The 19,196-nt window shown below is 37.4% G+C and carries 21 protein-coding genes; 14 read left to right on the top strand and 7 right to left on the bottom strand.

Annotation, left to right across the window (positions count from 1 at the left end):
- Positions 1-2: 2 nt before the first annotated feature.
- A complete protein-coding gene (locus H6G83_RS25385) occupies positions 3-1,442 on the top strand; it encodes a GumC domain-containing protein (RefSeq protein ID WP_242044800.1) in 1,440 nt (479 codons plus the stop codon).
- A 795-nt stretch (positions 1,443-2,237) separates the two neighbouring features.
- On the opposite strand, the gene H6G83_RS35005 is transcribed toward H6G83_RS25385, so the two are convergent.
- Positions 2,238-2,516 carry a hypothetical protein gene (locus H6G83_RS35005; protein ID WP_206759003.1) on the bottom strand — a complete coding sequence of 93 codons (279 nt, stop codon included), beginning with the start codon at positions 2,514-2,516 and terminating at the stop codon, positions 2,238-2,240.
- Between the two features lie 301 nt (positions 2,517-2,817).
- Here H6G83_RS35005 and H6G83_RS25375 point away from each other — a divergent pair, with 301 nt between their 5' ends.
- Positions 2,818-3,102, top strand: a complete 285-nt coding sequence (locus H6G83_RS25375; RefSeq protein WP_190477131.1) for a hypothetical protein — start codon at positions 2,818-2,820, stop codon at positions 3,100-3,102.
- Here the strand turns inward: H6G83_RS25375 and mobF are convergent, their stop codons facing one another.
- Positions 3,103-8,346 carry a MobF family relaxase gene (gene mobF / locus H6G83_RS25370; protein WP_190477129.1) on the bottom strand — a complete coding sequence of 1,748 codons (5,244 nt, stop codon included), beginning with the start codon at positions 8,344-8,346 and terminating at the stop codon, positions 3,103-3,105.
- A gap of 362 nt (positions 8,347-8,708) precedes the next feature.
- On the opposite strand from mobF, the gene H6G83_RS25365 reads away from it, so the two are divergent.
- From H6G83_RS25365 to H6G83_RS25350, 4 genes are all read left to right on the top strand, one after another.
- Positions 8,709-9,830, top strand: coding sequence for a ParM/StbA family protein (locus H6G83_RS25365; RefSeq protein ID WP_190477119.1), 1,122 nt, complete (start codon positions 8,709-8,711; stop codon positions 9,828-9,830).
- On the top strand, positions 9,823-10,263 hold the full coding sequence (locus tag H6G83_RS25360) for a hypothetical protein (protein ID WP_190477117.1): 441 nt from the start codon (positions 9,823-9,825) through the stop codon (positions 10,261-10,263). Before H6G83_RS25365 ends, H6G83_RS25360 begins: the two co-directional genes overlap by 8 nt.
- Positions 10,264-10,280: 17 nt before the next feature.
- Positions 10,281-11,111, top strand: coding sequence for a hypothetical protein (locus H6G83_RS25355; RefSeq protein ID WP_190477115.1), 831 nt, complete (start codon positions 10,281-10,283; stop codon positions 11,109-11,111).
- Between the two features lie 167 nt (positions 11,112-11,278).
- The gene (locus tag H6G83_RS25350; protein ID WP_199328595.1) at positions 11,279-11,506 is read left to right on the top strand and encodes a hypothetical protein; all 228 of its coding nucleotides are present in this window, start codon (positions 11,279-11,281) and stop codon (positions 11,504-11,506) included.
- A 62-nt stretch (positions 11,507-11,568) separates the two neighbouring features.
- Here H6G83_RS25350 and H6G83_RS25345 read toward each other — a convergent pair whose 3' ends face one another.
- From H6G83_RS25345 to H6G83_RS25335, 3 genes are all read right to left on the bottom strand, one after another.
- A complete protein-coding gene (locus H6G83_RS25345; RefSeq protein ID WP_190477114.1) occupies positions 11,569-12,531 on the bottom strand; it encodes a DUF3560 domain-containing protein in 963 nt (320 codons plus the stop codon).
- 135 nt (positions 12,532-12,666) lie between these two features.
- Positions 12,667-13,437 carry an antirestriction protein ArdA gene (locus tag H6G83_RS25340; protein ID WP_199328594.1) on the bottom strand — a complete coding sequence of 257 codons (771 nt, stop codon included), beginning with the start codon at positions 13,435-13,437 and terminating at the stop codon, positions 12,667-12,669.
- An 85-nt stretch (positions 13,438-13,522) separates the two neighbouring features.
- Positions 13,523-13,696, bottom strand: a complete 174-nt coding sequence (locus H6G83_RS25335; protein ID WP_190477112.1) for a hypothetical protein — start codon at positions 13,694-13,696, stop codon at positions 13,523-13,525.
- Positions 13,697-13,946: 250 nt separating this feature from the next.
- On the opposite strand from H6G83_RS25335, the gene H6G83_RS25330 reads away from it, so the two are divergent.
- The 7 genes from H6G83_RS25330 (at position 13,947) to H6G83_RS25300 (ending at position 17,600) form a co-directional block, all read left to right on the top strand.
- Positions 13,947-14,162 carry a hypothetical protein gene (locus H6G83_RS25330; protein ID WP_190477110.1) on the top strand — a complete coding sequence of 72 codons (216 nt, stop codon included), beginning with the start codon at positions 13,947-13,949 and terminating at the stop codon, positions 14,160-14,162.
- A gap of 44 nt (positions 14,163-14,206) precedes the next feature.
- On the top strand, positions 14,207-14,608 hold the full coding sequence (locus H6G83_RS25325) for a hypothetical protein (RefSeq protein ID WP_190477108.1): 402 nt from the start codon (positions 14,207-14,209) through the stop codon (positions 14,606-14,608).
- Positions 14,609-14,771: 163 nt separating this feature from the next.
- The gene (locus H6G83_RS25320; RefSeq protein WP_190477106.1) at positions 14,772-15,188 is read left to right on the top strand and encodes a hypothetical protein; all 417 of its coding nucleotides are present in this window, start codon (positions 14,772-14,774) and stop codon (positions 15,186-15,188) included.
- Between the two features lie 84 nt (positions 15,189-15,272).
- Entirely contained in the window at positions 15,273-15,560 is a 288-nt protein-coding gene (locus H6G83_RS25315; protein ID WP_190477104.1) for a hypothetical protein, read from the top strand.
- 41 nt (positions 15,561-15,601) lie between these two features.
- Positions 15,602-16,672: a phosphoadenosine phosphosulfate reductase family protein gene (locus H6G83_RS25310; protein ID WP_190477102.1), complete on the top strand. Its 1,071-nt coding sequence runs from the start codon at positions 15,602-15,604 to the stop codon at positions 16,670-16,672.
- Between the two features lie 158 nt (positions 16,673-16,830).
- Positions 16,831-17,175, top strand: a complete 345-nt coding sequence (locus H6G83_RS25305) for a DUF2958 domain-containing protein (RefSeq protein ID WP_206759002.1) — start codon at positions 16,831-16,833, stop codon at positions 17,173-17,175.
- Positions 17,176-17,267: 92 nt separating this feature from the next.
- Positions 17,268-17,600 (top strand): GIY-YIG nuclease family protein, encoded by a 333-nt coding sequence (locus tag H6G83_RS25300; RefSeq protein WP_190477098.1) that lies wholly within the window; start codon positions 17,268-17,270, stop codon positions 17,598-17,600.
- Positions 17,601-18,104: 504 nt separating this feature from the next.
- Here the strand turns inward: H6G83_RS25300 and H6G83_RS25295 are convergent.
- On the bottom strand, positions 18,105-18,311 hold the full coding sequence (locus H6G83_RS25295) for a hypothetical protein (RefSeq protein WP_190477096.1): 207 nt from the start codon (positions 18,309-18,311) through the stop codon (positions 18,105-18,107).
- A gap of 250 nt (positions 18,312-18,561) precedes the next feature.
- On the opposite strand from H6G83_RS25295, the gene H6G83_RS25290 reads away from it, so the two are divergent.
- Complete coding sequence (locus H6G83_RS25290; RefSeq protein WP_190477094.1) at positions 18,562-18,726, top strand: hypothetical protein; 165 nt, start codon at positions 18,562-18,564, stop codon at positions 18,724-18,726.
- Here the strand turns inward: H6G83_RS25290 and H6G83_RS36055 are convergent.
- Complete coding sequence (locus H6G83_RS36055; RefSeq protein ID WP_277876423.1) at positions 18,723-18,857, bottom strand: hypothetical protein; 135 nt, start codon at positions 18,855-18,857, stop codon at positions 18,723-18,725. The two genes, H6G83_RS25290 and H6G83_RS36055, sit on opposite strands and share 4 nt — an antisense overlap.
- Positions 18,858-19,196 lie beyond the last annotated feature (339 nt).

Here is a 19,196-nt window from a genome sequence, read left to right as displayed (position 1 = left end):
TCATGGATGAGGTCAAAGCTGAAAAATCACAGGTGCAATCAGATTACCTGGAAATATTGAATGATATCCTTTCAAAAATTCAAGAAAAGGGAAAATTCAAAGAAATTGATACTAAAAATGTATCAATTTTGATTGGGAAAGACCTTAAATATAAATCTCAAGATGGAAAAGTTCTAACTAATTCAATGTCACCTGACCTTGTTGATAAGCTAAATAAGGCCATTAACCAGCCGGAGCAAGTCAAAGGTTCAGTAAGAATTATGATAGGTAAGGAAGTTGCTTATCATGTAAGAGACGGTAAAGTTTTAACTGACAAGCTGGGGTTAAATAATCAAGTTAATGAAGCCGAAAAACAAACTAAAAGTCAAAGTACCCAAACAAATGAAACTGTAGAACCAACTGTAGAACCAAAAAATGAGAATGAAAATGTAACTGTTGAGGATTTACAAAAGCAAATAGACTCATTAAAAGAAAGAGTCAAAGAGCAAGAAAAATTCATAGACAGTATAAAAATGAGTTCAGTTTCACAAGATGATTTAAAAGAATTATCTGAGAAACTGACTAATGATATTAACAGTTTGAAAAATACTCTTCAGTCACAGCAGGAGGCAATTAATAGAGTAGAGCAAGGGTTAAATAAAATTAGTAATTCAAAAGGAATTAAGGTACAAAATAATTCCTTAAAAGATTGGCTGAACAAGGTAGAAAGTAATATTAAGGAGTCCGCGCAAGGAATCACTGAAAAAGTGAAATCTACGTTGACCCCAAAAATAAACGAGATAAAATCTCAGATTCAGTCTGCTTTAACTCCAAAAGTAGACAAGGTTAAGGCAGACCTTGAAAGACAAATAGAATCTCTTAAATCTGAAGTACAATCTCAGATGGAAGAATTTAAAAGTACAATCAAGAATGAGCTAAAAACTCAGGGAGAGGTTGTAAAAACAGGGATTGAAGAGGTTAAAGAGATAATAAATAATGAGATTAAAAAAGGTGCTGAACGTCATGGAGAAGCAGTAGGTGCTGTTACTGGAAAAATAAATGAAGAAATAAGTACAGTTAATAAACAGTTTACTTCTGCTGTTGCAGACATAGGCTCTAACCTCAACAATACGGTCAAAGAAAATGTAACTAAAGTTACTAATGCAATAAAGGAGACAAAGGCGAAAGCGATCGCAAAATCAGTAGACACTATGTTGAAAGTTTATGGAGATCGGAATGCAGACGGGTCAATGAGCTTTCAAAGTGAAGGGTATAATTTTACTCAGAAGGAGAATAGTATTACGATTACTGCAAAAGATGGCCGCCCAGTAATGCAGGATAATCAGCTTACATCTGAGGCAAACGAGGATGATATTGAATCTTTAGATTCAATTGAAGGGATAGTTTCAGAATCCTTAAAGCCAGAGGAAAAAGAAAATATGTCTAGGGCAGCTAGAAGATAACTTTGTTTAATAAAGGGGAGTTATAAATTCTCTCCTTTATTAAACTAATGTCTATTACAAAATAATTATGAAATTAAGAAAACAATTTGATACATCTTTATTAAAAAGAATTAATATTTTATCATTTAAATAATCTATCTATTTAATACAAGATAAAAATAAATTAGAATCTCCTATAATTGACGTTATTCTTAATATAAGAATCATAACCAAGATAATAAAAACTCTATTGTATTCTTGCAGAATTTTATCTGAATTAGTAGTAAAATATTCAGTTATTTTAAAAATAATATAAATTAAATAAACAAAAATCAACATTTGAATAGAAAAGTCAATAGATTTCGCAACTGAAATGATTAATGCTTTATTAGAAATGAATAGAGGCGTAAAACAGTTGAGAATTTTTAAAATAAGGTGTATCATTTTATTATGATAAATATGGGTGGGTAATAGAAAATGAAAAATAAGAACGAAAATCAAGATGCTAACCTAGACCTAAATAATAATATGTATTTGAGGTTTTGCAAATGCAAGGCTCTTCCTGATAGTAAGAGTTCTACTCCGTACTTTATTGGGAGTATAAATATTATCAAAAAAGTCCTAAAAAGTTGATTAAAATCTGACTTTTCACGGGAAGTTATCAAACAGGAAAACAACGTAAATTTTCCATAGCTTAATTGTCGATAGCTTTAAAGTAATGAAAATGGTAACGTAAATATCAGGGTTTGAGAAAATCTCAAAATAGCGTTTTCCAAATGCGGTGAAAAGTCAGATTTTAATTTCATATTTAAATTTTTAATTTCTATCTAAATAGTTTATTTTTGTTTGGTATTTATTTATTCTACTATTCATTAATACAATTTGTTGTTTGAGATTATTGACAGTTGATTCGTGTTCAGCCATTTTTATTTGCAGTCGGCGCTGATTAATAGTAGTTAATAAAAGCGATATAGCTAGTGGTAGTGCCATGATAAGAAATTGATTAGTTGTAGTTCCTAAAATGATTCCTATAAATGAAACAACAACTGATGCACATTGGCTCAAATATAGCCAGTCAGGATTGCTTTTAAACATTGATATATTTCTCAAAGTATAATAAAATCTAGAAATCATATATTTTAAGGGGGGGTTTAAGAGTTTATCAATAATTTTGATTGTGTATGTATTACCATGATGTTTAATTATATAAGATTATAAGATATTGTAGTATAACAAAAGTAAATAAAAAGAATTGTCACACTTATAAAATCAATAGCTTTTGCTATTGAAATAATTAATGTATGAAAATGAAATGATGTATCAAAGCATTTGAGTAACTTAAAAAGGAGATATACTATAACGAAACTCCTAATTTAGATATTAAAAGGATTTTAACATGAGCGAAAAGAGTATTAAAAAAGTTTTTACTTATATTATATTTTATTTGATGCTTTGGATGCGACCAATTATTATAAGGATTGGTAAATTAATTGCTGGGTTTTTAATGATTGTTTTTATTGTAGGGGTGATCCAATTGTTTGTGCTACCTAATAATATTGGTTGGTCACGTATTTTGGGATTTGGGCTAACAAGTTTTATTATATTTATGCTAACTGAATATTATGATAATATTCTTTTAAAAATAAATCCCACAGGTAATAGATTATTTCTAGGTAAATAGTTATCTTCTTAATCTAATAGATTTAGATGGTTTTAAGGTATTATGTATTGTAGTTTCTATATTGGCTTGTTGTTGCTGTTCTTGCATTATGGTATTTAATCGTTTTTGAATCTGCGGAGACTGTAGAGTTTCTGAGAAAAGGTTCATTTCAATAGTTTCCTTTTTCTGCGCCCAGGCTTCATAATTTTGAGTCTGGGTTTTCCATTCTTGTATTGAGTTTTCTAATTGTTGTTTCTGAATAAATAATTTATTAATAGTATTAATAGTATTTAATTGTTGATTCACAAGAGAATTGTATTTTTTGCTTAATTCATGTAGTGGTAAACGTTCCATGAATTTAATAGTTTTTTCTTGTTCAGCGTGCTGCATCCATAGACTGTCAATCTGAGATTTTAAATTATTAACTTGATGCTCAATACTTTGTTTGTCAATTGGTGTAGGAATTTGAGTTTCTGAGAGATATTCGTTTACAATTTGTTCTAAATAAAGTAAATCTTGGTCTGAAAGGGAATCTATAAAAGAGGCGATCGCTGGTAATTGATCCAACTCTTTACTGCTGGGGAGTTGCTTCAACTGTTCTATGACCTGACCAGCAGCCTGGGCAATTTCTGAACTCTCGACTTGTGACAACTCAACGTATTCTGAAATCGCTTTCAACGCTTTGTCATAGGCTAGTTGCTGACTGCTGGGGAGTTGCTTCAACTGTTCTATGACCTGCCCGACAGCCTGGGCAATTTCGGGCCTTTCAACCTGTGACAACTCAACGTATTCTGAAATCGCTTTCAACGCTTTGTCATAGGCTGGTTGCTGACTGGGGGGGAGTTGCTTCAACTGTTCTATGACCTGCCCGACAGCCTGGGCAATTTCGGGACTTTCAACCTGTGACAACTCAACGTATTCTGAAATCGCTTTCAACGCTTTGTCATAGGCTGGTTGCTGACTGGGGGGGAGTTGCTTCAACTGTTCTATGACCTGCCCGACAGCCTGGGCAATTTCGGGACTTTCAACCTGTGACAACTCAACGTATTCTGAAATCGCTTTCAACGCTTTGTCATAGGCTGGTTGCTGACTGGGGGGGAGTTGCTTCAACTGTTCTATGACCTGCCCGACAGCCTGGGCAATTTCGGGACTTTCAACCTGTGACAACTCAACGTATTCTGAAATCGCTTTCAACGCTTTGTCATGGACTGATTCATTGTCTAGCTTGGGTCGTTTTTCTCTTTCTCCAACAGTGACATTACTTTCTGGGCTGCTAGGAATTGTTGTATTGAATTGTTGAGCGCTGTCGCTTGCTGGCGCTGCTCCTTCACCTCGAAGCCCACTTCTGATAATGTCTCGGTTAATTTCTCCAATAATTCCTGCAATCCGCTCGATTTCTTGGAGTTCAATATATCTGCTAATTGATTCAAGAATTCGGTCAAGGCCGTTGATTGAGATTCTTCGAGATGCTGAATTTTCGATTCCAATTGCTCGATCCGTAGTATCAGCCTCTCGTGATTCGCTAATAGCTGTTCCATTTCCCCCGATGGCTGATTGCTGGGATTGTTGGTAGTTGTCATTGTTTTGCTCCTGGTCAGGTTTTTGAGATTTGGGTAAAGGTTGCTGAAAGGCTTGCTTTGTTTGATTGCGCCATTCTCGTAGGGTTTTGGCTTCAAAATTCACCTTCTCATAAGCAAGCGCCCCCTGGGAAACAATCAAGTCATCAACACCTTTATCTGTCCCTGGCAAGGTTGCAACTTTAACCTTTGCCCCTTGTTTTTGTAGCAACGCCCCGGTACGCGAGATAGCAATATCTATATTGCGCTTAGTATCGGGCTTGGTTTCATAATCAAAGCAGAAAGTTATTTTTCTATCTGGAGTGCCGAAAACAGCTAATTCATCCATGAGCTTGGCCTTCACCTTTTCGCCAAATTCATCTTTACTGCGGTAGCCAGCATAAATCCCAGGCAAGCCGATAGCAGCGTGACCTTGGGTTAAAAGACTAGCAGCTTTCTTAGCTCCCTCAGTAATTGTGACTGGAATGTTGTGTTTCCAAACACAGTACCAAAAACCACTAGCGCGATCGCTTTGGCTTGGTTCTACTCCATACTTCTTATATATGCGATCCGCTATTTCATCGGGGACATCAAGAAGGAAGATACTTAAGTCAGTTTTGGGTGGATGCTCATATTTAATGAACTTACCGGGTTTGTCGGGTTTTTCTCTGGGATTGTTGGGTTTGTAGCATCCCCATAATGTCTTATCAGGTTTGTCCCCCGACTGTAAATTAGTAAAAGATTTAGGGTTAACCCCAGCATCACACCACCAGCCGCCATCCTCGATGTGAGAATATTTGGTAATCATGCCTGTTGAGAGTCGCCCTGTGTTTGTGCGTGGCAGATTTTCACTATACATTAGATACTCCCACGCTTCATGCTCCCACTCGAAACCCTGTTGCAGAGATTTGAAATTAAGAGTTGCGATCGCTGGATGAATTGCGCTTCCTTCTACAAGTTCCCGCCAATGTTTAGGGTCAAGTCGTTCCGGTGGCTCCTCGGTATTGGTAGGAGTCCAAAATGGTATTTCAGGTAATTTTTTAAGAATTGGTGGGCTGAAAGTAGTGGAATTTTCTGATGATGTCTTGGCATCACTTGGAGAACTGGTTTTTGTTTTCGTAGCGACAGTTCCACCATTCTCAAACTGCTCTAATCGCTGTTTTTCTAATTCCTTCTGACGTAGTAAATATAGTGCATTTTCTTTGGATTTGCTGGACTGAGCCAAAGATAGTAATTCTTCTTTGTCTTCTGTATAAATTTTTAAGTCATACTTAGCACGACTAACAGCAACATAAAAGCTTTCTTGCCCAATAGTAGTATCAGCCGACACTAGAACCTTATCAGCCGTTTTTCCTTGGCTACTATAAGTAGTGCTGACAAGTGCATAGTCTAAATGCTGTGCATCGGATAAATTAATTGATTCAGTTTGGTTACTGTCTAAATATTGAATTTCAGCAGTATTTCCAGAAATTGACCTAACTATAAACTCTTGTCCGTTGCGTCGCCCTAGTTGTCGGTCGTTTTTCGTCCAGCGTAGGCGATCGCCCTCAGCTATTTCGATATGCTGTAGCTGATAAACTGCCTTACGAAATTCCGTATCTACTTGAAAGTGTTGCCCATCAGGAGATTCGAGGGTTAGTTTATCTTTGGCTTTGCCTACCACTTTATAGAGCTTGCCTTTCTCCAGCCCCCGGCGTTTGTAACTGCGAGTGGGCATCACTGTATCACCCACCTCAAAATTGTGGGTGTAGCGCATTTGTACTGAAGTTAGGTCTTTGGCTTTGAGTTGGGTGATGCTGATAGCAGTGCCTAAAGTGCCTTCAGCTTTCAATTTTTCTCGAATGGCTTGTGTGATTGCCAAGCGTTCAAAGTTTGTTCCTGCTAGTACAAGCGTTCGCTTTCTTTCTGAAGGGGTAGCGGCTACATAGTCATTGGCGATCGCCTCGACCTTGGAATCTGAAGAAACAATATTAATGTAGCCATTTTCATCAAGGCGCTTAAAACCCTCCTCAATAGCACCGGAAGCCACCAAATCAACGGCTAATTTTAATTGCGGCGCACGTTGCCGATTTGATTGGTTTAAGTAACTGGTTTTGATTCCTGCCTGTTGCAATGATTTGAATGGGTTCCCGGCGTTGACACTAGATAATTGTTTTGTGTCGCCCACCATCAAGAGCCTAGCCTGTTCAAGTTTAGCCCTTTGTAAAAGCGTAAGTGCATCTTCGGCACTGAGCAATCCAGCTTCATCCACCAACCAAATTTGATTAAGCTCAATTTCTTCTGGAGGTTCGGAAGATAACAAACTGGCGACAGTCTCAGCTTGTATATCAAGCTCTTTGCCCAAAACATTAGCAGCCATCGAACTAGGAGCAAAGCCCTTGATGGTGTACCCTGAAGCGGCGGCGATAGCTTTAAATTCTTTAAGAGCAAAGGTTTTTCCAGCACCAGCTACCCCTTGCCAAGCAACAAACTGGTCAGAGGTTGTGGCTGCATCAAAAACAGCTTTACGCTGGTCGCTGTTTAAAGATGTTTGTTGTAAATGAGCTTCGGCAATTTCTGGGTGAGCAATCGAGGACACTTTATCTTGTCCAGATTGCATCAATCTAATGGTGGCTATTTCTCGCTGAACCGCCTTAAGGGTAGTAAAGTCTCGGTTTTCGGTAGATAGGCTAAGTAATTCCGAATTTTCTTTAATTAAATCGTCTATTTGGCTAATATCAGTGGCTAGTCCTTGCTCAAGGATAAATTTTTCTAAGTCTTCTTGACTAAAAGCTACATCTCTCTCAGAGCAGTGAGCGATCGCTGCATCTAGGTGTTCTTGGGTGATGATGGCTGGACGAAATTCAGGTTGCGGGGAATGAAAATCTACAAATTGAATATCTAAAGCCTCAGCTTCTTCTTGCCATTTAGCCTTTAATTCCTCTGGGGGAACTTTCTGTTTTGCTTTGCGGGTGATATTCCAAGCCCCCTCTCGTTGCGCCCATGTTGAATTTTCGGGGACAACTTTCAATATCTGCTGTCTGCGTTTAGAGAACTCTTCTAAATCCTGTTCGCGGAAACCCTTAATTTCAAATTGCCCGTGTCGTCTAGGTTCCACTTCATAGCCCAGCCGTTGGACTTCAAGGGCTAGATTGTGCTGGTAAACCATGCCCAGGAATTTCTTATTCCTGAAAATATCCTGATTCGATAGACTCTGCCATTTCCCATCCTCAAGCTGAGTCATATTGATAACCAAAGCATGAGTATGTAAATGGGGGTCTAGTTCTCTACTTTCAATATGGTCAAATTCTGCCACTATTAAATTGCCCGTTTTAACTACTTTCCGCCCTGCATCTGTAGTTATCCTGGTGTGGCTGTAGCGTTCCTCAATGAGTTTTAGGGTTTTTCTGACAGCTAAACGGTGAGCATCAATCAGCCTTTCATCTCCTCCTACTAAAGCTTGTAGGCTGACGCTTTTGGGGGCGGAGAAGGTAAAATCTGTAGCTGCACGGCGTTCTGATGAGTTTAGTGTCCTGGCACATAATGCTTGAGTTCCATCTGGCGATCGCCCATTAACAATATTGGCGAAAACTTCTTTATTGTTAATGGGGCCTGATAAACCTAGTTTCTTAGCCGCCTTACCAGACCAGCGAGAATTTAGTTCATGGTCGGCATCCTCCATGAAGTAATCTACTGCTTGCTGTGGTTGGGTGTTTTTGGCGGTCAGCATTAACCCAGTAATACTACTTTTGTAGTTTTATATGTTTCAAAAACTCAATGAAAGATTTTTGGCTAATTAAATTTTAAAACTTGGGGGTGATTTTTGGGACAAATTTTTAGGCGTAATGTGCGAAACCGAGAAAATTTAAACTGACATAAATTTGACATGGATTTAACATGAAAATAACGTCAACTGACATGAATTTGACATGGATTTAACATTGTTCCATTTTGGACAGATACGAGTTACCATGAATTTGACATGGATTTAACATGAAAATAACGTCAACTGACATGAATTTGACATGAAACAGGCATTGTACACTGATAAGTTTTAATACTGGTTTTTTACTGTACTGAGTCATCAAAATTATGAGTCAAATTACGCTGGCAATAGATCCGGGCGGTTCTTACTCGAAATGTTTTTACACGTTAGAGAGTTTCAAACCAGAACTGATTCTAATGGAGCCAGAAGTAGCGACTGTTCCGTTAGAGAGTTTGCAAGCATACGAAGAAAGTAAGATAGGAAATTCATCCCCAGAAAATAGTGCTTGGATACAGTATCAGGGTAAATCCCAATCTGTAGGCTTTTTAGCGAGAAAGCGTTTTTATGCAGATTTGCAATTGCAAAAGCGAAAATTTGAATTGGCGTTACCTAAAGTTTTAGCGATAGTAGGAGCGATCGCAGAAAAACACAATCTACCAAACGACTCATCTATCAACTTGGGGATGCTTTTACCTTGGGGAGAATATCAAGATAGAGTATTGTTTAAAGATTTAGTCACAAAGGCTCTGGAAGATTATTACTTCAAGGAAAACCATAAATCTTTTAAAGTTAATACTTTTCTGTGCCTGCCAGAAGGTGGTGGCATTTTAACTAGAGGCCGCGCCCCCGGTTCCAGCATCAAAGACCAGACCATTGCTGTAGTAATGCTGGGTTATAGGGATACTTCAGTATTGTTGGTCGAGAGAGGCGAGATGAGGGAGGGTAAAACAGCTTCATTGGGATTTTCCAAAATGATAGATGCTGTAATTGGGCAAACTTCAGGCTTGAATGCGACTCAATTAGTACCTGCTATTTGTAAAGCAGGGACAAACATAAACGTCAAGTATTTTGATGATTTAGTAAATCTTGAAGGAGATTATAAAAAATATGAATTGGAGAAAATTAGAAGTGCGGTAGATAATGGTAGAAAAGAATATTGGATGATGCTTTCTAATTGGTTATCTCTACAAATTCCAAAAGAAGTTGATGAAATTATGGTTAGTGGCGGGACTGCGAATTATTTTAAGTCTCACATAACAAAATATTTTAAAGGTAAAAAAATCAATTGGTGTGATACGCTTGAATCACAACTAAGTAGCAACTTCTCGCAAGTTCAAGCAAAATCTTTGCAATACAGATTAACAGACGTTTACGGATTATTTTTCTATCTTTGTGGTAATGCCGCAAAGAATAAATTAGGTACTGCGAAAGGTACTGCAAATGGATAACAAACCTATTGAATATCGTTGTCGAATAGCTTTAGAACCAGAAGATTTTAATAGTGCATTAGTACAGTTTTTAAAAGCTAAAGATAGTAAAGCTTTCACTGAAAGAGATAAAGTTTACTCTGCTGTGGCTGCTTATTGGATGCCTTTTGCAATGCGGAATGCTGGATTTACGGATGATGAATCAAAACAGTCTGCTAAAGAGGCAGTTTATAGACTGACTTTGCACATTAGATATCTAGCCCAAAGCTTTGGGCTAGAGTTGGAAGAAGCTACACCACAATTATCATCTAATTCTAAATCACTTCCATCTTTAACAAAAGATGAGGATTTTGAGGACAGTATTGAATCTTTATCAACATCAGAATCGGAGGATGTATCGGAACCATCGATACACCATGATGATGATAGCGCCTTTGAGGAAATGTTTAGTTAATTAGTGAGGATTCAAAAATGCCATATACAAAAGAATCATTGCAAAGTCTGTATGATTTATCTGTAGATGAAATTAATGAGGTAATAGCAATATGCCAACTAAATATTGAGAGTAGTGAATATAGTGACGAGGAAATTAGTTCTGTTAATTTTGAAAATGTAGCTAACTCAATAAAACAGAAACGTTTGGAAAATAATGATTTGCAAGTAGATAATGTAGATAATTCTACAAATACAGAAGGCAAGAAAAAGAGAAAAGGTAAATCAGAAAAACCGATAGATATAAGTGAATTATTAAGTAAAGCAAAAAGTAGAGAAATTAAGCTTTCACTTATGGAAGCAATGCAAGTGTTGGAAGCTTGCGGATTAGGGGAGAAGGAAGAATATTCTCAAGCTGAGTGCGATCGCTTCCTTGAGGGCATCGATTTGTTTAAAAAACAAAATAAACCTCTTCAGGAAATCGCCCAACATTTTGGAGTTGAGCTAGTAACGCATGAATCAGTTAACAAATCGGCTGATGAATCCGCACCAAATTTAGACCTAAGTACAGAAGATATTTTCAAACAACTAGGAGAGATTACGGCTTCATTAGGTGAAGAGGAAATAAAGGTAATCAAGGACATAATAGAGCAAAAGGCTAAAGGGGATGTGGCAGACTTGCCCAAGCTATACTTGCAGACCTTGTTAAAGGAGATGCAATCGCCAGAATTTCAGCGACAGGCACAACAACTTAGAGCTGCTTTACAAGGTGCGATTATGGGAAAAAAGTCAAATTCTCAGAGCTTGCAATTGCAGCCGAATTTCCTCAGCTTGCCGCCGACCTCCGAGAATGGCTCAATTTCCGAATAGATGAAGAAAAACGGACTATTGAAGTAAAAGCCCAAAAAGTTATAGAAAGTAAGGCTAATGCTCGTGCTGTAACGATAGCTATTAACAAGCTCAACGAATCGCAGCAATGGGTTCAAACCGAGGCCAAACGGTTACAACTCAAAAAAGAGCGATCGCAACAGTTTAGGATGAGCCTTATTAATTTTGGGCGTTGGATAGGGTCGGGTTGGTCGGGTTGGCTGGTTTATCTGGGGTCGTTTATTACAGCTTTGTCCATTGGTTATGTAAGCGGGATAAATGCCCCTTCTGCGATCGCCTGTCCCAGTGATAAAAGCTGGTGCTATATTCTCCGGTTGGCTAAAGAGTCTGTAATTGTTAGCCCTCAGCCGAAGACCAACCAGCAAAAAAGTGAATAGCTTATCCAATTGTGTAAACAACCCCACCCGCAAGTTAGCCGAGTGGGGTTGTTCATGTAAAATTAATCAGGCAAATTTTGTAATGCTTTAATAACTAAATTTTTGGCAAATTCACTAGAGTTATTAAGGTAACGTTGCCATGCTCCCTCGCCACCACTCCAGCGAAACCCATGATCCTTGAGAATTTTTCTAACTTCCTGTGGTGGTTTAGTGTCAAACACTATTTGTAGTCGGTTGATTTCCCGATTATTTATCACGGTGAGTTTTAAGTCTGGATACTGCTGTTGTGTGTTTCCTTGCTCAACAGCCTCTATAAGTGATTGCTTCAACTCGCTAATTCTTTCTTTAATGCGGCGAATATTGGCGTTGTTATTTTGCAGCCGATAATCAGCAAACCCAATGCGCTGACAAAAATCAGGTTCTAGTAGCTTGTATCCTGCTTTTTCAGGAATGCCGAGCGATCGCATTTGTTCTACTTTCTGAGCATCAGTTAAATTTTTCTTACGAATAATTTTATTTGCAGATTTCATCAACTCTTGGAAAGATTCTAGTTCTTGCAGCCTTGCCTCTAGCTTAGAAATTGCGTCTGGGTCGTCGCTGCTAATAGAATCATTAGATTCCATAGCCGCTAAACGCTCGGCATAATATTCAGCCGTATTTTGATGCTCAATCGACTTACGCATATTGTTATCAATTCGCTCGGCATCCCGTCTATGACGGCGCTCTGAATGGTGTCCAACCAGAATTGGCTGGCCAAAGGGTATCATGTCACCTATGCGTTTTGCTGCTTGGTAAGACGAGTTAGATAATTGTGAATGTTTCTGCTGTAGTCGCTGGTATGCCTCTGCTCTCCGTTCCCGCCTTTCTTCAAAGCGATCGCGTCTGAGTTCTAGTAGTTCAGCTAATTCCTTATCATTATCATCCCATAGTGATAGCTGCACAGGTTCATAAGTGATTGATTCGCTTATTACCTCATATGCAGGCTGTAAAAATGATAACTGAATATACTTGTATTCGGTAGTCATAGAAATAGAAAATCCTTTTTTGTTGTACGAACGTTGGCGCGTTTTATTTATATCTATATACTAATTGATTTGTAAGTAAATTACAAGTGGTTTTGTATAGGTATTTATTATTGATTTTTCCTCGTATAAAAGCTTTTATCTATAGATGAACCGATTTAAAAATAAATAATTATAAACGGCGAAAAACATAAACTTTATTATTTTTTCTATGGAATAAAACGAGCTAATAAACCAATCAGTAGCTATAGCAGTTAAATTAATATAAGAGCTAGAAATTCCTAACTTCTCTAATTGTTCTAATGCTCCATTTTGCTCTAATTCTTCATATACAAAATCTTCTTCACTGTCATACACTCCACAGTAAATTTCTTCAAATTTTTCTAAATAAGCTGAAGTGGAATCATACTGATAATAAGCTGCGTAAGCCTCACCATGTTTTAATAATGCTTGAGAAAGTTCACTTAAATTTTCTATATCTTCATATTCATTAATATGAACACCTTGCCAATTTTCATAAGCATGAATTGCCCAATCTTCACAGGCACTATATTGACGGCAAGGCGACCAAGAAAGCATCCATCTTATATCTGCTTCAATCTTTTCTGCATCTTGTGTACAATCTATCCACATACCATGAGATAGACCACTATTATAAGAAGATAAACAGACTACGTAAATTTGTGGTGCATTTTCATTTTGGCATTCTCGTTCATACCCTGGAAAGGCTAATAGACAAGATGCCCCCTCAGTTATTGGTATTTCAACACCAGCTAAACCAATTGCTAAATCTACTGCTAATTGTTCTTGTTCAGGAACCTTTAAAATATTGTTTTCAACATGGCAATTGTAGAGATGTTGTGCCACTAAATTAGCGTCCGATGTGGAGTAAAACATAATGGTAATCATATTGATTTTCCCATATTAAAAAGTTTTTAGTAAATTTTGATAAATCCGTCAGGCGGCGAGGCCGCCCAACAAATAAATAATTGTTTTAAAAGGGTGTGTTGCCTGTTTCGGCAGTATAGGCTAAATAGCCCTGGTAGTATTCTGGGTTGATGTATCTAGCTGGTAGTCCTATAGAAGCGTCAAAGTATCCGGCTGCAAAATCATTGTCTATTAATTGGCTGTTGTTAATTGTTGTTGAAGCTGTAGCTGTTAAAATCATATAAATCCTTTTTTTCGTTGTGGTGACGTTGGCGCGTTCCCTATTCCTTACATCTATATACTAACCAATTTGTATTGTTATGACAAGGGGTTTTGTATAGACATATTTTATTGTTGATAATTAGCCAAATAAGTTTTATCTATAGATAAATAATCTTGTACAGTCTTGACATTTAATTACAAGTTAGTTAGTATAGAGATGCAAACGGTTATCGCTACAAAACCGAGCTACAGAATTAAGGAGTGAACAAATGCAAGTATTAGATATTGTTTTTACTGGTATTATTTTTATCTCATTTAGCTACATAGTTATTGATTTCTTGTTAGGGCTGTCTGACCTATGGGATCGATCCCAGCCAACATTAAAGCCTTACTATTCCTCATTCCCAATGTTGTCAAGTTCTTCATCTGAGCTATTGGGGCTAGAAGAGAAGCAATCGCTAATTCCTAAAGCGATGGTCAGCTAGTTTAGGTTATGCCTTAAACTAATTGATTAGACATAATTCCAATTATGGATAATCAAGTTGAAACAATAATTGAAAAATTACGGGAGTTAAAGCGCGAACGGGACAGGCTGTTAAACAGTAAATTGTCTCCCCCTGGAGCCTGGATACATGAATATCCAGTACATCGTTATTATCCAGGTAGTGGAGTAGTGCATACTTTTATCTATGCAAAGTGGCAAGCTAAAGATCCGATTTTTGAGCGAAACCCTAAAAAATTTGGGCGCAGAGGGAAAGGAAAATACACTAGGCATAAGCACATTGGTAGGGTAGATAGCACTACAGATTTACCCATAGATGAGCGTGTAGATGAGGCTTATGAGGCTTGGAATAATCGCAAGCGTTTAGAAGAGATAGAAAATGCCTTGCGGGAAATAGAAGCGATTTTGAAGAAATTTACCACTAATTGATGGCGATCGCTTTAATAATTACAAGATGGTTTATCCATAGATAAATGTTTAAGTATAAGGCAATATTACTTATATTTCCTTATACAAAACCTCTTGTTATACTATTACAAATCGATTAGTATATATATAAGAAAGCGCCAAATTACACAACAAAAGAGGATTTATGGATTCTAATTTGACCGCAGCAGATAAATGTTTATTCATTTTAAGTAATACCAATGATGGTGAAAAACTATCGCCAAGGCATTTAACTTTAATACAGCTTGTAGTAAATAATTTAGCAAATGAAGCAGGGTTAAATGAGCTTCAAAGAGTTTATGAAATGGTGAATAATAATAATTATACTGATTGGTTTTATGGTATTGAAAACTTAAAAAAAGACCATCAAGGATACATTTACTGGCGAAATAAATATATTGAGCATTTCTCATATAAAGATGATTATGAAGGAGAAAGATTAGCTGCTGAGAAATTAGCAAGTAGATGTAAGCATCTAGAATCAATTGGAGTAGAGATAGATATTGATTCTGTGGTTTTTAGGTGGGAAGAATACGAAAGTATCCAGTCCACTGTTAATTAAAACTTAAAATTAATTGTTTAATACAGTTCTAAATGTATTAAACAATTAATTTTAAGCTATTTGCTTATAAATTTTAGGAATGTTATGGAATTAATAAACAATTCAACGATTGCAATGAGTATTGGCTTACATTTATTATTTCAGGTTCATAGATTGAATTTATCGGAAGAAATTCGTTTTTATTTAGATGTTGCACAAGATTTAAAATTTTTGTGTGACTGGGATTTATTAGATAATAAGTTAATATTAATTTACTCTGAAGGAACTACAAAACTTTTAGATCCAAAATCACCTATTACCTGCGAATTTTTAAAAGGAGAAGTTGAGTTATTTTGCAAAGTTATTTCGACTCATGGAAATAGATTTTCTTAGCTCAAAACTGTAATTTGCCCAAACAAGGTTTATTAAATATTATGAAAGCTATTCAACTTGCTTTAGATTTAGGAATAGAATTTCAGGAAATTATTACTAAGTTTGATATCAATAGAATTATTGATTATGATTATATAATTATATCATTTAGTGGAGGAAAAGACAGTTTAGCTTGCTTGCTTTATATTTTAGAGTTAATTAAAAAATTCAACATTTCAAAGGATAAAGTCGAGTGCTGGCATCATCTCGTAGATGGAAATACAGAGGATAATTTTTTTGATTATCCTATAACGTCTGATTATTGTAAAAAAGTTTGTGAGGCGTTAGGAGTAAAACTTTATTTTTCTTGGCGAGAAGGCGGAATAAAACGGGAAATGCTTAGAGTAAATGATATAACTGCACCAGTTTTCTATGAGACTCCTGATGGTATAAAAAGCTCTGGAGGGAAGAGCAAAAGTTTTAATACCCGCTTGCGTTTCCCACAAAAGGGAAACAAAATGAAAACTAGATGGTGTTCTAGCGTTGTGAAAATTGCTGTAGGATATTCAGCGATCGCCGGGCAAGATAGATTTAAGGGGAAGAAAACGTTATTTATTACGGGTGAGCGTAGGGAAGAATCGGCGGCAAGAGCAGAGTATGAAGAGTTTAAGTCTCATGAGACAAATGCAAAATGTCGTCATGTAGACCATTGGAGAGCCATACTGGATTGGCGTGAGAGTCAAGTGTGGGAAATTATTAAAAGACAGGGCATTAGACCTCATCCAAGTTACGAGCTAGGTTTTCCTCGATGCTCTTGTATAAACTGCATTTTCATTAATGACCATCAATTAGCATCAGTAAATCTAATTGCTTCTAGTGTAGTTAGTGAAATGGCCAAGTATGAAAAAGAATTTAATGATCATTGGATTAATCAGGGTAAAGAAGGCTATACAATCGACCCTGATAGACGGACAGTTATGGAACGTGTAGCAACTGGTCAACCGTACAATATGCGTCCAGAGATTGTTAGATTAGCTTTGTCCCATAAATATTATGAATCCGTAATAGTTTCTTCAGAGGAATGGAGGTTGCCACCAGGGGCATTTAGTAAAGAAAATGGTGGCCCTACTTAAAACTCTACAAACTAATTTATCCATAAATAAAAACCCTTTTATATTAATGTTGTGATTAAATCTGTCTATACAAGACCTCTTGTATTATTTATACAAGTCGTTTAGTATACAGATATAGATAAGGACGCGCCAACGTCTTCACAACAAAAAAAGGATTTATGGAAATGCAATCAACAAGATTATTGACTCCTGAAATCATAGATCAATTACCTGAACTCTATTCTCAGGAAAAAGTAACTGATCCGTTAGTACACATAAAATTTTTTGCTCCTGAAAGTAGTTGGTCTTGGTACGTGATTGAATACGATAAGGAAGATGAAGATACTTTATTTGGTTTAGTTAACGGTTTTGAAGAGGAATTAGGCTATTTTAGCCTTTCTGAATTGGAAGAATACAGAAGCCCTTTAGGTTTAGGAGTAGAAAGGGATTTAAGCTTTGTTCCAACAAGGTTATCAGACCTTCGTAGACAATTATCACAACTTCGTAAGAACGCTAATACTTAATATCCCATAAACGCAGATATAAGCAATTTTTAAAATTTATATCTGCGTTAATCACAAACATAATTTTGTAAATTGAAATATTGGGCTGAGTCATGTCTTACGTCTACCTCATTCATTTTAGCGAGGCTATCGGAGGCTTGGGAAAAGCTAGTGCAAAGCATTATATAGGCTATGCAAAATCTAGCTTAAGAAGAAGGCTTAAAGAACATCGTAGTGGCGAAGGTTCAAAAATTTGTCGTGCTGCTGTTTTTCAATATGGTAGAGAGTTAATATTAGCAAGGTATTGGCGCAATGGTGACAGAGAGCTAGAACGCAAACTAAAAAAACAGCATAACCATGCTCGGTTTTGTCCTTTATGCAACCCTGAAATTAGTCGTTTCATAGAAAGTGAAAAATCACGTCCTGGGGTGAGGAGGAAGAAATAGCGAAAAACAGCAGTTTGCAAAGATGCGACTGCTGTTAACGTAAAACAATAAGTGCAGTCCGTAGGGAGAGGCGATCGCTGATTAGGTGATTAATGAGAATAGGAAGCGCCGGGGGAAAGGTTATGCCGTAGTCAGGATTAAAAAGCATAACTATAAAATGTAACTGGTGATACCCGTGAAATTCTTAGAGGATAGCTAGGGGGGTAGGGGAGGGTTAGCGGCGGCTGTCAATGGTTGGGCTGGTAGTCACGCTTTAAAAGTGAGGCGCAGCCAGGGGCAAGCCGAAAGCGAAAAGCTTGATTTGTGGGCATCCCAGATATTAAAAGTATGGGAAATGATTGGTAGTCACGTTAGATTATTTGATCAATATTATTAATATAGAGGGCGTGACTACGGGGGCAGATATCAGTAGTGGCTACATAGTAGAGTATAAAAGAAGGTATGTAAGAAATTAGTTGATTTTAGCGGTCTAGGAGTAGGAGAGTAGGGGGAAGACTGGTTTAGTTAACTTTGTGGCGGTGGTGTCATCAGAGGCAAAGGGGAAGGGGTAGCGGTGGTTATTGGGGGAGAATAGGGGGAAGGGGGGAGGCGACGCAATTGAGTAAAAGTAGGCCGGAGGGTTACGGTGATATTAGATGTAATTTGCAATACGCGAAAAATTCTTAGAGGATGGTAGGGGGGGTTAGCGGCGGCCTTTGGGGTAGTAGTCACGGTAAGTAATTTGATCAATATTATTAATATAGAGGGGGTGACTACGGGATTATTGAGGGGGTAGGTAGTGAGTCATGAGTAGAGAGTGGGGAGTAGGGAGTGAGAAGTAGGGAGTAGGCGATCGCAATAGTATCTATAGACAAGAGGACTTTTAAAAATATCTCAGTCTAGAACTTGACAAGAGGGTAAGTATAGAGATAATATAGATATTAAGACAAGAGGGTTATTACAGACATAAGGAGGAAAATCGATGATAACAGAAACCCAGAGGCAAATAATCACAGGGCTGAGGCAGGGGCTTAAACTATCTGATTTAAAGCCAAAACCCGAAGATATTGACCAATTAATTGCGGCTGGCTGGTTAGTGCTTACGGGGGTGGAAAACGAGTATTTAGTTTCCAAGGCACTGTTTTAACTGACGGAGTGCGATCGCATTGGTAGAGTATTTAGGTGGCGAGTAGGGGGTAGTCGGTAGGTTGTAGAGAAAACAGGAATGGGGTGTGAAGCCGAGGGAAGCGATCGCAATGACGGCATATCTATAGACAAGAGGGCTTTTAAAAATATTTTAGTTTGGGGCTTGACAAGAGGGTAAGTATAGAGATAATATGAATATATGAGTTAGACAAGAGGGTTTATGCAGGGATGAGAGACAAAAAAGAGGATTAACGCAGACATACAAGGTAGTACAAAAGGGAATGTACAGGGATGGAAGGAGAAAGAACGCAGACATAAGAGGTGAGACAGGGGATTAACGCAGACATACAAGATAGTACAAGGGGGTATGTGCAGGGATAAGGGGATATGTGCATACATAAGCCCATACAAGAGGACTTGTATAGTCCTTGGTTACTATCCTTGTTCTCTAGAGAACAAGGATAGTAACCA

The organism is Anabaena azotica FACHB-119, assembly GCF_014697625.1.
GTDB lineage: Bacteria > Cyanobacteriota > Cyanobacteriia > Cyanobacteriales > Nostocaceae > Trichormus > Trichormus azoticus_A.
This window is presented reverse-complemented; position numbering and strand designations above follow the sequence as displayed.